The 14016-nt window shown below is 31.4% G+C and carries 15 protein-coding genes; 4 read left to right on the forward strand and 11 right to left on the reverse strand.

The annotated features are described in order from the left end of the window. Nucleotides 1–56 precede the first annotated feature (56 nt). Both K5G00_RS16960 and K5G00_RS16965 read right to left on the reverse strand, forming a co-directional pair. Nucleotides 57–305: a helix-turn-helix domain-containing protein gene (locus K5G00_RS16960; RefSeq protein ID WP_238767375.1), complete on the reverse strand. Its 249-nt coding sequence runs from the start codon at nt 303–305 to the stop codon at nt 57–59. 264 nt (nt 306–569) lie between these two features. Beyond that, complete coding sequence (locus tag K5G00_RS16965) at nt 570–830, reverse strand: hypothetical protein (RefSeq protein ID WP_238767376.1); 261 nt, start codon at nt 828–830, stop codon at nt 570–572. Nucleotides 831–1070: 240 nt separating this feature from the next. Here K5G00_RS16965 and K5G00_RS16970 point away from each other — a divergent pair, with 240 nt between their 5' ends. Both K5G00_RS16970 and K5G00_RS16975 read left to right on the forward strand, forming a co-directional pair. Beyond that, nucleotides 1071–1658: a tyrosine-type recombinase/integrase gene (locus K5G00_RS16970; protein ID WP_238767377.1), complete on the forward strand. Its 588-nt coding sequence runs from the start codon at nt 1071–1073 to the stop codon at nt 1656–1658. A 22-nt stretch (nt 1659–1680) separates the two neighbouring features. After that, on the forward strand, nt 1681–2055 hold the full coding sequence (locus K5G00_RS16975) for a hypothetical protein (protein ID WP_238767378.1): 375 nt from the start codon (nt 1681–1683) through the stop codon (nt 2053–2055). A gap of 42 nt (nt 2056–2097) precedes the next feature. Here the strand turns inward: K5G00_RS16975 and K5G00_RS16980 are convergent, their stop codons facing one another. Then, nucleotides 2098–2505, reverse strand: coding sequence for a hypothetical protein (locus K5G00_RS16980; RefSeq protein ID WP_238767379.1), 408 nt, complete (start codon nt 2503–2505; stop codon nt 2098–2100). Between the two features lie 633 nt (nt 2506–3138). On the opposite strand from K5G00_RS16980, the gene K5G00_RS16985 reads away from it, so the two are divergent. Then, on the forward strand, nt 3139–3918 hold the full coding sequence (locus K5G00_RS16985) for a hypothetical protein (RefSeq protein WP_238767380.1): 780 nt from the start codon (nt 3139–3141) through the stop codon (nt 3916–3918). 113 nt (nt 3919–4031) lie between these two features. Further along, nucleotides 4032–5258 carry a Shedu immune nuclease family protein gene (locus tag K5G00_RS16990; protein ID WP_238767381.1) on the forward strand — a complete coding sequence of 409 codons (1227 nt, stop codon included), beginning with the start codon at nt 4032–4034 and terminating at the stop codon, nt 5256–5258. A gap of 50 nt (nt 5259–5308) precedes the next feature. On the opposite strand, the gene K5G00_RS16995 is transcribed toward K5G00_RS16990, so the two are convergent. The 8 genes from K5G00_RS16995 to K5G00_RS17030 form a co-directional block, all read right to left on the reverse strand. Then, nucleotides 5309–6358, reverse strand: coding sequence for an endonuclease (locus K5G00_RS16995; RefSeq protein ID WP_238767382.1), 1050 nt, complete (start codon nt 6356–6358; stop codon nt 5309–5311). A gap of 255 nt (nt 6359–6613) precedes the next feature. Beyond that, complete coding sequence (locus K5G00_RS17000) at nt 6614–8425, reverse strand: DUF2326 domain-containing protein (RefSeq protein WP_238767383.1); 1812 nt, start codon at nt 8423–8425, stop codon at nt 6614–6616. Further along, on the reverse strand, nt 8412–8654 hold the full coding sequence (locus K5G00_RS17005) for an ABC-three component system middle component 8 (RefSeq protein ID WP_238767384.1): 243 nt from the start codon (nt 8652–8654) through the stop codon (nt 8412–8414). Before K5G00_RS17005 ends, K5G00_RS17000 begins: the two co-directional genes overlap by 14 nt. Beyond that, on the reverse strand, nt 8651–9592 hold the full coding sequence (locus K5G00_RS17010; protein ID WP_238767385.1) for an ABC-three component system protein: 942 nt from the start codon (nt 9590–9592) through the stop codon (nt 8651–8653). Before K5G00_RS17010 ends, K5G00_RS17005 begins: the two co-directional genes overlap by 4 nt. Nucleotides 9593–9668: 76 nt before the next feature. Then, the gene (locus K5G00_RS17015; RefSeq protein ID WP_238767386.1) at nt 9669–11309 is read right to left on the reverse strand and encodes a recombinase family protein; all 1641 of its coding nucleotides are present in this window, start codon (nt 11307–11309) and stop codon (nt 9669–9671) included. Between the two features lie 100 nt (nt 11310–11409). Then, nucleotides 11410–11691 (reverse strand): hypothetical protein, encoded by a 282-nt coding sequence (locus K5G00_RS17020; RefSeq protein WP_238767387.1) that lies wholly within the window; start codon nt 11689–11691, stop codon nt 11410–11412. Nucleotides 11692–11700: 9 nt separating this feature from the next. Further along, the gene (locus K5G00_RS17025; RefSeq protein WP_238767388.1) at nt 11701–12246 is read right to left on the reverse strand and encodes a hypothetical protein; all 546 of its coding nucleotides are present in this window, start codon (nt 12244–12246) and stop codon (nt 11701–11703) included. Nucleotides 12247–12350: 104 nt separating this feature from the next. Continuing rightward, nucleotides 12351–14009, reverse strand: coding sequence for a YifB family Mg chelatase-like AAA ATPase (locus K5G00_RS17030; protein ID WP_317235555.1), 1659 nt, complete (start codon nt 14007–14009; stop codon nt 12351–12353). Nucleotides 14010–14016 lie beyond the last annotated feature (7 nt).

Below are 14016 nucleotides of genomic sequence, written 5' to 3' on the forward strand. Positions count from 1 at the left end.
GTCCACCTTAAAAAAAAGATAAAGATTATTGAAAAGTAGAAAGGTTTGTAAAGGGACTAATCCATACCGTCAAAAAACTGTGACAAGGTTAATCCAGTAGCATCAATACAATTTAATAGCGTTATTAGATTTGGAGTATTTGAATAATTTTGATTTTCAAGATTATAAATACTATTCACATGTACATTGGCTAATTCACTGAATTCTTTTTGTGTTAATGCTTCGTTTAATCGCCAGTTCTTTATAAAAAGAGTTATTTCTGCAATTCTTGAAAGTTGGTGCTCTGGAATATTTTTCTTGGACATTACTTATTTGTGTTTTTTATAAATACGTAAATCACAAAAATATGTGGTTATTGATGTATCAAAACTTGTTTTAAGAGTACTTTATGTAGGTTTTATTATACTTTTATTGTACCGATTTTTATGGAATTCAATCGAAAAAGTGGTGGTGTAAACGCTGATTTATGCATTTTTTGGGAGTATAAGGTCTAAATAGTCCCTGCACGCATATCATCGACTCTAAATTAATAAATTTTATAGGAAATATAAATTAGTGAAGTTAGATAATTACTTAATCCCTGTAAAGAATTCTTCAGGTGTAATGCCAAGTGCATTTAAGACTTCAAGAAATGAACTCATTTTAAAATCTTCACCATTTTCAATACGAGCAAGAGTATAGTAATTGATATGATGCACTTTCGCAAAGTTTATATAGTTTTTCCCATCAACAGCCATTGAACGTTTTTCTTTAACCTTTTCGCCAATCTCCTTCAACTTTGAATCTACGACCTCTTTGGGTAATTTTGGAATTCTTTTCTTTTCGAACATCTCAATAAAATTTTAACAAATATAAAAAACATAATGAAATATGTATTACATAACGCATTATGTACTATCTTTGAATTATGACTGTGCAGGAAAAACGCATTATTATGAATATTCACTTTTAACCAATAGTGAATATTATTCATCAAAAGTCAACAATGATAAGGGTTGTAGGAGATTTACAAAACAAGAGATAAAAATAAACATTCACTTTTAGTTGAAAACAAATAAAACTGAAACAAAATGAGCAAAAAATTTAGTACAACCACAGCAGACCACCTTGAGTGGAATCAATCGATGAACCTGATAAGAAATTTATACGATGATGGTAATTATAAAATATCGTTATTAATTGCTATCGGTTCATTTTGGGGTTTAAGAATTTCAGACATACTAAAATTAAGATGGGAACAAGTTTACAATCTGGATGAAATAATCATAGTTGAACAAAAAACAGGAAAAACCAGAGAGATTAAAATAAACCAGCAATTAAAACAACACATCACCAATTGTTATGAGAAAATTAAACCCAGAACCAATGATGAATTTATTTTCACCAGTCAGAAAGGTTCGGTTTATAGCATTCAGCGAATTAATGTAATCCTAAAAGAAATTAAGGCAAAGTATAATCTTAAAATTAAAAACTTTTCCAGTCATAGTTTGCGAAAGTGTTTTGGTAGGGAAATTTTCAATCGTTCTGGCTCTAATGCAGAATTGGCTTTAGTTAAACTATCCCATTTGTTCAACCATTCCAATCCATCAATAACACGAAGGTATCTTGGTATCGCCAAAGAAGAACTGATGCAGACTTATGATGTTTTAAGTTTTTAGAGTAACTTTCAATAAAAAAGATATGAAAATTTACAATCTTGCTTGCGATAATTTCAAGATGTACAATCCAACAACAGGTGAAGTGATAGTCGATGAAGAATGTAATGATAATGCCAAGTCATTAATCGCCTATTGGTTGGATGATTTTGCCCACTTCAATAACGAAACGTTGATGAAAGCATGGGAAGCCTACGAAGAAAAAACCAATAAAGGCAAAATCGATAATTATTTCAACTGGAAACGCTTAATTAAATTTATAGAACAATACGATTCACCTGACTGGATTTCGTATCATATTAATGTTGGTGGATACGATAGTTATACCATTTTATTTGTAGTCCATAAGGAAGTTGAGGTTGAAGAAACTGTTGAAAATAAAATGGACAATGCAGATTAATACCACGGTTAATCTTAGCCTTTGAATTATTACCTATCAGCATTATTTCCCATTACCACCCATGCAATAATCATATACTTCCATTTGGTCAGCCACTTTATCCATAACCATTTTCATACTTGATTCATCCAGCAAAATCCATGGACATTCGTTTTTGGTGTCATTAAAATCTATCTGGATTTTCAAAGATTGTTTTGAATGAATATCTACGAGAAAAATATTTAAAAAAACGTTATCGTGATAGCAGTCAATAAACTTAACCACCAAATAGGACATTCCATCAGGGTTGAATCCAGATATAAGTAGGTAGGTTTTATCTGGAATTAACGTCTGGTCACGTATAAGAATACATGGATGATTCACGTAAAATGTTCCATCATCGCTTGCGATATATTGATTGTTTAAGCCTAATATTGCTGAATCATAATTGTATTTATCTTGTAGTTTCATTGTTTAAATGTTTTATACATAAATACTATTGTCCATTGAAACAGACCCCCAGTATCCGACCCTCCCCCATAACACCCACACCGTCAGATATATACAGGAGCGGTGCACCAAGAGAAGGAAATATAAACTTTAAAAAAATGAGGTTTTACGAATTATAAAAAACTATAAATTTTTATAATCTCAGGGTTATTAGTATTCAACCAATTCTCGGAACACGTAAAAATGATATAAAAAATCTGAGGCTATATAGAAAAGTGTTTTTATTCAGATGGCTAAAAAAATCCAAAAATAAAAATGCGTTTTCGGGAAAGTTAGTCTTAAAAATTTTGGGTAGAAAAAATTAGGAAATAATTTTTTGTAATCATTAACTTGAAAAGAAAGGTCATCAGAAGTAAGGTTCAAAATGTATTTATCATACCTGTCTAATCGGCATTCCATATTTTTTAAATAGTCCCCAAATAGCCTGATTACGTTGATATTATATTTATATTTATAGTCAATAAATAATACCATTGACCATCTTTAAATATCAACTCCACATTATGACTGTATAATAAGATATGTTTAGGGAATAATTTACTTGCAAAGTGTGATGGTTAATCGCTACATTTAATTTGTGACCAAACAAGAAGTATGAGTACGAAAAAGATACATAGCGAAGATGGAAAAAGTGCCTACAGAATATTTTCTGATGACAAGGTTGAGAAAGTAAATCCAATTGAATATTACAAATCCTACGAAATAAAGAAAAGAGCGACTGTTTTCAGGGATTTGCTAAAATCAACCCACCCATCTCTTGCCTCTACTTTAAATAATTCCTTTTTCGAAAAGCGAGCAGAAGATAGTTTGATTGGCTTTTTCGAACAGAAGGAGCAGACAGATATCCACAATAACTTTTTAACCCTGTTACAAACATCTCGAAAGAAAGAACAAGAAAAATTATTAAAAGGAATGTCTTTAAATCCCGACCAATTGTATTCGTTAATCATAAAATCGCATAAAGACCATAATTATTTGTATAGCAGGTATCTGTTTGAAAATTTGCCCAAAGGAACTAAAGAAGAAGACCTTCCAGAAGTCATTTTAATAGAATATGATAATACAGTCAAAAAGATTGGCTCTACAGGTTTATCGGATGGAGAACTAAAAAATCTTATTGAACACAGAAAAGTAATCGTATCTCATTTTTTTGAAAAAGATGATGTTTGGCATTGTTTCTTCTTGACATATAATAGCATCGCTGGAAAAGAAAATCATAATCAAGGTCAACCACATTTCCACTATATTTCAAGTGCTTTTGGAATTCAGAAAGATGATTTTATTGAAAGTATGCGTACAGGGAAATATAAATCAACATCAATTCATATAGATTTATTGGATTATGGAAACCAACCTAAAGAAAAAACAGAGTAAAAAATGCCAAATTATTTACTACAATATAAATTTGATTCAAAGAGTTTTGACAGGTCAATAATTGCGAAATTTAAGAGTTACAATGAGACAATAAAATATTGAACATTGATGCCATGATTAGATTTAAAAAAGAAAACGCCAAACTCATTTTAATATACGAGAGAGAACCTTATACAGAGATTGATTGGCTTATTGAGAAATTTGATGACAATGAATCTCATACTTTCCGAAACACTTTTACTTTTAGCAAATCACATTTATTAAGCAAAATAAAGGGAAAAAAAACTTTAGAAAGCATTTTTGACTTAGATAATGCTGTCGAATTTTTATTAGCCAAATTAGTTGATAATTATTACAAATTAGACTCCAACGTATTTGGAATAAAAAACAATATTTATCTGCACAAGGATATTAAAATAAAAACAGACTTATTTATTGCTGTAACCAATATTTCCATTCTTAGCAGAATCGATACATTAATAAATGAAGATTTATGGATTGGTGGTGACTATGAACATTCAATGCCAGAATCTGAATATCGAAAACTACTACAGGCATTTCCAAACTCGTATGAAATAAAGAAATATTCAGAAGCAAGGTTAGCGACAGTCCTTCGGAACTATTTCGACTCAACAATTGATGCTGAATCAAAGTATAATAAATATATGGCTAAAAAAGTCAGTGCTAAAGGCGCTGATTTATCGGCTATCTTTAAAGAAAATGAACTTAACAAGTTTATCGCAATTCAACAAAAGTTGCAGGAAATGCTTGACGATGAAATCACATATTCAGAACCCCAATGGCAAAAAGAAATCCTTGATATGATTTTGTTGATATTTCCAAAATATATTCATGTTTTTGAGGAAGTGAAGATTCGAGATTCTTACAACGATACATACCGAAAATTGGATTATCTTTTATTGGATTCATCTGGCAATGTAGATATAGTTGAAATAAAAAAGCCATTTGATAATTGCATAGTAACAAAATCAAAATACCGAGATAATTATATTCCTTTGAGAGAACTGTCTGGCACAGTAATGCAAATTGAGAAATATATCTATTATTTAAATAAATGGGGAATTGGTGGAGAGAAAAAACTGACAGAGAAATACAAAAATAAATTACCTACAGATTTCAAGATACAAATCACCAATCCAAACGGAATTATCATCATGGGTAGAGAGAAAGGACTGTCCAAGCCTCAAAGATTAGATTTTGAGGTCATTAAACGTAAATATAAGAATGTTGTTGATATAATTACTTATGACGATTTATTGAAAAGACTATCCTTTACAATTCAGCAATTAAAGATTGAAATTGCAGCTACTCCTAATTAACTTTACAAATACGAAAATCCTTGTTCTTCAAAAAATTTGGGTAGAAAAATCTAAGAATCTAATTTTGAAATCACCAACTTAAATTGAAAAACACGGTCTTCAGTAGCAATGTGTAAAAAGTATAAGCCAGACCTTATGCCAATCGTTGATAATTTGTAATTACCAGTAATATTAAAACTAATTATCTTTTCACCGCTTAAATTATATACTGTTCCCTTGGCTGGGTTATTATTAAACAATTCAATATTCAAATAATCTTTGGCTGGATTTGGATAAATCTTAATTTGTGGTTCGTTAATTACATGCGTTGAGGTTACAGTCCAAATTTCATTCACATATTCAGGATGGTCTATGAATGGATTCCTGTTCCCTTGAAAGGAATAAACAACATTATTCCTATGAATTTCAAAACTATCCACTGGGTCTTCAATATTCCACGCCAATAATGTTGAAAGTTTTCCCATATAACCTTTTCCATCTTCATTTAAATCAAATGTGTTTACTTGGTCAACCAGTTCAAGGTCTGGTTCACCATTCTCTCCTTCATACCTAATAGCCATATAAAACAGCATTCTTGCTACATCTCCTTTGACTGCATCTCTGGGTTGCCAACTATCTGCATCTGAATAACATTCTGTTGCACCATCTCCATCAATATAGAGTGAACCACCATTATCGAAGTCCTTATTATTTCTCGCACTATTAACAGTAATATCAGCAGGTCTGAGATGATGTGCATCTGTTCCTGCACCCATTGTTGTACCAAAATCACCATGAGATTTTGCCCATACATGCTCTCTTGACCAACCATTACCATTATTATATTCTTGTGCTGCGTTAATTGACCAACCAGTATAAAAAAGAATTACATTCTCTGGGTTAGCTGTATCTCTGTCTGTTTCTTTTAATATATCCCATACGTCTGTTGATGAAGATGTGTATGGGTATTCTGTGTGGTTTTTGATAATATCATATAATGCTGTTTTCAATTGTTCGCCAGATAGTCCGTTTGCTGAATCGTAATACCCAGATGGAATCTGTGCTGAAACCAGTTTTGTAATAAAAAATAAGAAAAGGAATGACAGATATTTAAATTGCATATTTTTACTTATAATTCAAGTGATTCATACTACTTAATATATAAATCCAACTTTTTTTCATCTTTCATCGGCTCAATCTTTTCAACAATAATACTGTCTCGAAAGTACCAAAGTTCGAAAAACACATCTTCCAGTATATATAGCTTGATATTATAGTTGTCAAACTCCATATATGGATTTAACAAGCTTTGCAGCCTGACTTTTTTTACTTAAAAACTTGCTTTTGCCTTAGAATAGTGTTAAAAATGACTTTATTTAAAATTCAATTCCAAATAAAGTCCCAGAAACATCATTATCATGCAATTTCAATACAATTTCACTATCACTGAACTCTTGAATTTGATTTGAAATATCTAATGGTAAATCTGATTTTATTGCCGAAAGAATATATTGAATTTTATATTTCTTAGTAATATCATGAATGAGTTCTAATAGTCTGGTTTTTATGCCATTATCTTGCTGAGATAAAACGTCATCATGATATACAAATCTGAAATATGATTCTTTATTGTATGCACACAAAATAGCTAAATCAAAGGTAACACATAATAGTTTCATATAGGTATTACCTTCGTCTTTTGCAGTGTCTATATTCTTATTATTTTTTGATTTTACTTTTGGAGGTATAAAATCTACGTTATTCTTTGAATTAATATTCCATGAAAGAACAGCATTTTCATTCATAACATGTTTGTAAAACTTGGAGAACAATGCTCTTATTTCATTGTATTTTTGATTTTTATCAGTTGTTTGATGAATTTTTTTAAGTTCACTAATTGTTGATTTAATATCGTTTTGAAGTTTCTCTATTTCATTTTCTTTTTTGATTATCAAATCAATTACATTAATTTTTTCTTGGAATTTTAAAAGTTGACCTTCCACCTTAACCAAATCCTTTTGGCATTTTTTAAATTTTGTGAAAGTATCACTATCTGTGAGATGATTTAAAAGTCCAACTCGTTCAAGATGTAAGTCTTCTAAATTCGAATTTATTTCTTGGAGTTCATTTTCTTTTTCCTTTATTGTTGATTTTAAGAGTTTATTTCTTTCTGTAGTTAACTTCTTATTAAAAGAAATTAAATCTTCATAGTCAGAGGTTAATTGTTCTGAAAAATAAATTGATGTTTCATTAAATACTTTCTTAACCTTATTGATATCGAAAGAAAAATTGTTTTTTATCGAAGATTTAAGTTTTTCAAGTTCGTAATTTAATCTGTAAGATTCAGAATTTAGGTTTGAGATTTTATTTTCTATTTCATCTACACCTTTTTTGATTAAAGATTTATCTTGTCCATAAAAATTAAATCTATCGATTTGTTCTTCAACCTCTTTAAATTCATTCTCTACGATAGCTCGTTCTGCTATTATTTCATCCCTATCTTCAACTTTAACCGAATAATCATTTTTATAGGAGCTAATCAATGAACTTATTTCTTCAATTTTAGAATCATTTTCATATTTTAATCGAAGCAATTCACCTTTAAATCCAAGCAAATCAAACATAAATGGTTTCCAATCAATATCTTTCCCTGCTGAAAACTTATTAAGTCTATAAACATCTTTAAAATCATCCTGTGTGCGAAGTGAATAGTTGATTGATTTTCGATAATTGTATGTTTTGTTGTGGAAGAAATCGAATGCAAGATAATCTGAGAGTATATCACGAGCCTTATCAATCGAGACATTTTCGTAGTCCCATTTTAAAGGAGGACGGTAATCTGTAGTTGTTTGATTTTGCAATGCAAATGAGATTTTTGTATTGGTTTCAATATTTCTCCTTATTGTCAAAAATTCATTCGAGTTTAAATATAATTCTAAATAGAATACATAATTAATGAAGATGGATTTATCATTTTCTTTAATCTTTAGAAAAAAATGATTTTTGTTTATCTTCTTTAAAAGCATAAAATCTATAACCTCTGTAAGTTTCGTTTTTCCTAAATCATGAGAATTTTTCTTTTCTTCTAAGTTAGATTTAACATCAGCGTATATCACATTTAACTCATTTGTTTTAAATGTGATATCTTTAAAGTTCGTATTATTACAATATAACTTACTTAGTTGCATGGTATTTAAAAGAATCTGTTAATTCTTCATATTTAAGTTTACCTAATAGATAAAGAAAATTCAAAGCATACGGATAATTCTCTTTAGCTTCAACTCCCAATTCATCTACTACTTTTTTCAGTAATTCATCATAGTCAATATCATAGAAAGCATTTAATTGTTTTAAAATAAATGCACTAATATTTATGACTGATATGTCAGGATTGATATGTCTATCTGGTTTTATCATTTTTTGCCAATCAAGCATTCATAATACATATAGTGCAAAAACGTTGTTACGTGCCTTTTACTTCCTTTTAGAGTAGTTGAACCATCACAAATCAATTTATAAATAAATAGGAATATTTCTTCAAACAAATCAAAATTATCCCTTTTTAAAAAAATAATTTGATTTAGTTCATGTGCTGTGTCAAAATAATAATCTTTCAAATCTTCATTAACTGGATTACTAAGAAATTGCCCTATTTTATCGAAATCCATTAAAGATTCACCAACAATGTGTTCATGAAAGTATTCTTCACTAAGTCTATTTTTACTGTTTTTTTCCTTTTTATCAATAAAAGTAAAATCTTGTTTTAGCTTATTAACTTCATTTTTGATATCGTCTTTGATTTCGGGTAGTTGCTCCCTAAAAGCTAAAATAATCTCTTTGATTTCTTCATCAGAAAAATCAAATGAAATGTGATTTAAATCCAGCCTGTATAGTTTAACGATATCTTTATTTGAATTTAAAAATTGATTGTTGATTACTTCTTTTCCGATAATTACGCAATTTTTGATTCCAGTCTCGGTAATAATTTTATTAAGTAATCTTTCACCTTTAATACCACTATATTTTCGATTTGTAAACAATAAATAGTTATCAATCTCACCATTTGCTTTTAATTTTTTGATTTTGAGGATTTCATCTTCAACGATTTTTTCAAACTCATTATCAGAACAAGAAGCAACTGGATTCTCGGTATGTTTGGCTTGAATTATAAATTTTCCCGACCAGCTATCTTTTGTAGAAGGATAATTTTGGGCAGTCCCAACAAATTTTCCATCCCGACCTCCATCTTTACCTTTTGAAAATTCAATAACACCTGTTCCCAGAACATTCTGACAGATAGTGTTTACCATCTTCTCAAATTCGTTGTCATTGATATTTTCTAATCTATAATCCATAAGACAAAACTAATATTTTAAGTCTTTATTTCTCAATATTCTATTAGATACTTCGGTCTCACTGTCTAAAAGATTTTTATTGCTTAACAACTTCAATCATTTCTGTTTTTACCAAACGATTATTCGAAACTTCATAACTATAAATGGGAAATCCTCTAACCGTGTAAAAGTTATATGTATTAAAAAGTGTTGTGATAGTTACTTTTATTAGTCTCTTATAATGTTTTAAAGGGATGATAGTTTTTAAAGGTGCAAAATCATCTATATTAATATTCTTGACAAGAATAGATTTAATCAATGACTTGGTATAATAACTATACAGTTCTTTGTCAACGAGTAAATGGCTATCAGTCGCTTCTATATTAAATTTTTTAAGATTGTCCTTCAGTGTTTTATAAATTTCTTCATCCTTGGATTTTGATGTTATTTCGGTTTCTTGGATAAGTAATTTATTTAGCTGTATTTGACATTTATCAATTGCTGTTTCTATAATTTGTTTCCTTTGTTTATATTCATCAATTGGTAAGTCGAGTTCAATTGCTTTTGTATTAAGGTTATAAAGTCTTTTATTTAATGCTTTAATCTCATTTCGTTCAATTGAAATACTTTGACGTAATTCAGTAACTGCTTGTTTTTTATCTGCACCTGACGCTATTATAATATTATCAAGTTGTGTAGTATTACTAAATTTTAATAAGTCTGATATGATTGCGTTATATGTCAATGAATTCATCAGATTAATATTTATTGCACTGTTGTTACATGATTGTTTTAACTGCCCTGTTACGACTTTTCTATTGCTCATGCACTTATAGGCAAAATCTCGTTTATTCTTTCTGGCATGTTGATAGTAAGGTAGACCACACTTCCCGCATTTAATTAGCCCAGACAGATAATTAATATATATTGCTTTATCCTTATTTAGATTTGAGTTGTTTTTAAAAATTTGTTGAACCTTCAAATATTCAGATTGTGTAACAATTGGTGGTATATCAACAGTTCCAAAGTTGTATTGGCGTTTACCGAAATACATGGTATTGTGCAATATGTCACGAATTTGAACGTCTGACCATTTTCTATTTTTTTTTGTTGGAATATTTTCAGCGTTTAGTGTTTTTGCAATGTAAGGAGAAGATTTGCCATCAATGAATAATTTATAAATCTTCTTTACTACTTGTGCTTCATCATCATGAATTACAAGCATTTTGTTTCTATTGGTATAACCATAGGGTGCTAATGAAAAAGAACCACCATCTTTTAAATGATTATTTAATCCTCTTTTACTTCTGGCTATTATCATGTTTCGTTCATATTGGGCGACACTTCCCATTATGCCAAGAATCATCGTTGCGGTTTGATTTTCACTTTTATCGTCATTAAGTGTATTTAAATTTTCCTTTTTTGCATAAATATTAATTCCTTTTGCAGTGAAGTGTTCAATGATTTTAAGTGTTTCTAAAAGTCCCCTTCTGGATAATCGGCTAACTTCCCAAACTAAAATATTTTCAACTTTGTTTTCATCACAAAATTGAACCAATTCTTCAAAAGCATTTCTATCAGCCGTTTTTGTTGTACCAGATATTTTTTCATCAAAAACATCCAGAATCTCATACTCCATATAATCAGCATGTCTTTTTAGGTCGGCTATTGCAGATTCATTCGATTGATGTTCAGAGCTAACACGACTGTAAATTACACAGCTTTTGGGTTTCTTCATAAGTGTGTGGCTTATTATTATCTTTATACATGTAAAGATACAAGAATGTCCTCATATAAAAAAAGTATTTCTGAGGAGATGGTATGATGTGGGTTTAATTTTACTCGCCGTAATGCGCCCCTGAAAATATCGATTCGGAAGCACCTGTTTTTCGGACAACTTTATATTGGAATCCCAGCAGAATTTTGGTAAATAGCAAAGCTGACCTTTCTTTTTTTATCTGCGACGATAATGCGAGGTACAAAATTCTTGTGGAAGGAGTTACCAAAAAGGAAAGATTTGTTTGGGTAGCGGCATGTTTGAAGTAAGTGTTGATTTTGAAGAGCGAGGCGATAGCTTTTCGTCGTCCTCTAAATAAAATTGTAGCTTGTCTGAGTACCATTTCACTACTTTAGCTATCGTCACTACTAACGAAGGACTGGGAAGGTATTTCGTTTACGTAATTATTTACTATTGAATCTTTGTATTGCTCGAAAATTTTTTTCTGGTAATCATTTAGCATAGGATAATGATATTTATAATAATAGAAATATCTTCCCTTTATAAAAATGGCGTCTTTTGCTGGAGAATACCGATTTTCAGAATGTTTGAAAGAATACAACAGTCTTTTGCTTTCGTTATATGCGAATACATAAGTTGTATCTCCAATATTTATTTTTTCTTGGTAGTCATTAAAAAGAACCTCTCCTTTTTTCAAAACAGAATTATCCTTTATCATACACGCAAAAAACAATAGTTTATTTGAATCAACAGAAAGAAGTGTGTAGTCTCTAAATGTTTTAAAATTAGCGATGTTAGCCACTTTTAAACTATCTAAATGATATTGAGGATATTTTCTTTCGAATTCTGTAAAAATCTTTCTCTTATTACTACAGTATGACGTTGTCAGAGCTATAAAAGTGATAAATATTGTTTTAATCCAATATGATTTTTTCATAGTTTTTATTACTGTAATCAGATATTCTGACCTGACTTCATTATTTTCTCTGCATACTTATTTATGTCAATTCTGCCAACTGCGACTGTTCCCTGTCCACTTTCTTATCCTCCCCAGTTCTCCCGGTCCAAACTGCGATAGTGAATGGCTTCCGAAAGATGATGTGCCTGAACATTTTCTTCACTTTCCAGGTCGGCGATGGTGCGGGCTACCTTTAAAATGCGGTCGTAGGCGCGGGCAGAAAGTCCCAGCCGGTCCATCGCATTTTTGATGAGTTCGTTGCCGGCTTCATCCAACAATACAAATTTTCGTATCAGTTTTGAATTCATTTGGGCGTTGGCGTAAACCCCTTTATGTTCAGCAAAACGTTCTTCCTGAATCTTTCTTGCCTGAAGTACTCTTTCGCGCACCTGTTCACTTGTTTCTGAAGATTCCATTTCCGACAGTTTTTTGAATGGAACCGGAACCACTTCAAGGTGGATATCAATTCTGTCGAGTAGTGGGCCTGAAATTTTATTTAGATATTTTTGAACGACCCCTGGTGCACAAACACAATCCTTTGAAGGGTGGTTATAATATCCGCACGGGCACGGATTCATAGAAGCAACCAGCATAAAACTTGCCGGATATTCCACAGAGAATTTTGCCCGTGAAATGGTAATGTTCCGATCTTCCAGCGGCTGGCGCATCACTTCGAGAACAGTACGTTTAAATTCAGGCAATTCATCCAAAAATAAAACCCCGTTGTGCGAAAGTGAAATTTCTCCGGGCTGTGGATAATTGCCGCCACCGACTAAAGCAACATCACTGATGGTGTGATGCGGACTGCGAAAAGGCCGCTGTGTCATCAGTGAGGTCTCTTTATCAATTTTTCCTACAACTGAGTGGATTTTGGTAGTTTCCAGTGCTTCTTTCAAAGTAAAGGGTGGTAAAATGGTTGGAATTCGTTTTGCCAGCATGGTTTTTCCCGAACCCGGAGGGCCAACTAAAATTATATTGTGGCTTCCTGCCGCAGCTATTTCAAGTGCGCGTTTTACATTCTCCTGGCCTTTTACATCCGAAAAATCGAGCGGATTGTTGTTTACACGCGCATAAAATTCGGCCCGTGTATCTACAATGGTTTGTTCCAAGTTTCCTTCATCGTTTAGAAAGTCTATTACTTCTTTGATGTTTTCAGCGCCAAAAACTTTAAGTTTATCTACTACCGCTGCCTCGCGAGCATTTTGTTTTGGGAGGACAAAACCTTCAAACCCCTCGGCTCTCGCGTTTATTGCGATAGGTAAAACGCCTTTTACAGGTTGCAGGGTTCCGTCAAGTGAAAGTTCGCCCATTAATACATAGCTGCTGAGTTTGTTGGCATTTATTTGTTGTGATGCCGCTAAGATGCCGGCAGCAAGTGGTAAATCGTAAGCTGAACCTTCTTTACGGATATCGGCCGGCGCCATGTTAATAATAATTTTGTAACGCGGCCATTTGTACCCGTTTAGCCGCAGAGCCGACTCAATACGTTGCTGGCTTTCTTTTACAGCATTGTCGGGTAAGCCAACCAGCATAAATTTTATACCTTTTGTTACATCAACTTCAATGGTAATGGTTGTGGCGTCGATTCCAAAAACTGCGCTTCCGAAAGTTTTTACTAACATAGAAACCGGGGATTTTTTGTTTCTTTTAAAAATAGAGAAATTAATTGAAAAGAAAAAGGACGTTATTGGATTGGGATTTTCCTTTTTTGTTGGCTCAACAACAGGATAAACTCTACAAATTAGCGTT

The sequence above is a fragment of the Maribellus maritimus genome, assembly GCF_022267315.1.
GTDB classification, from domain to species: Bacteria; Bacteroidota; Bacteroidia; order Bacteroidales; family Prolixibacteraceae; genus Draconibacterium; species Draconibacterium maritimum.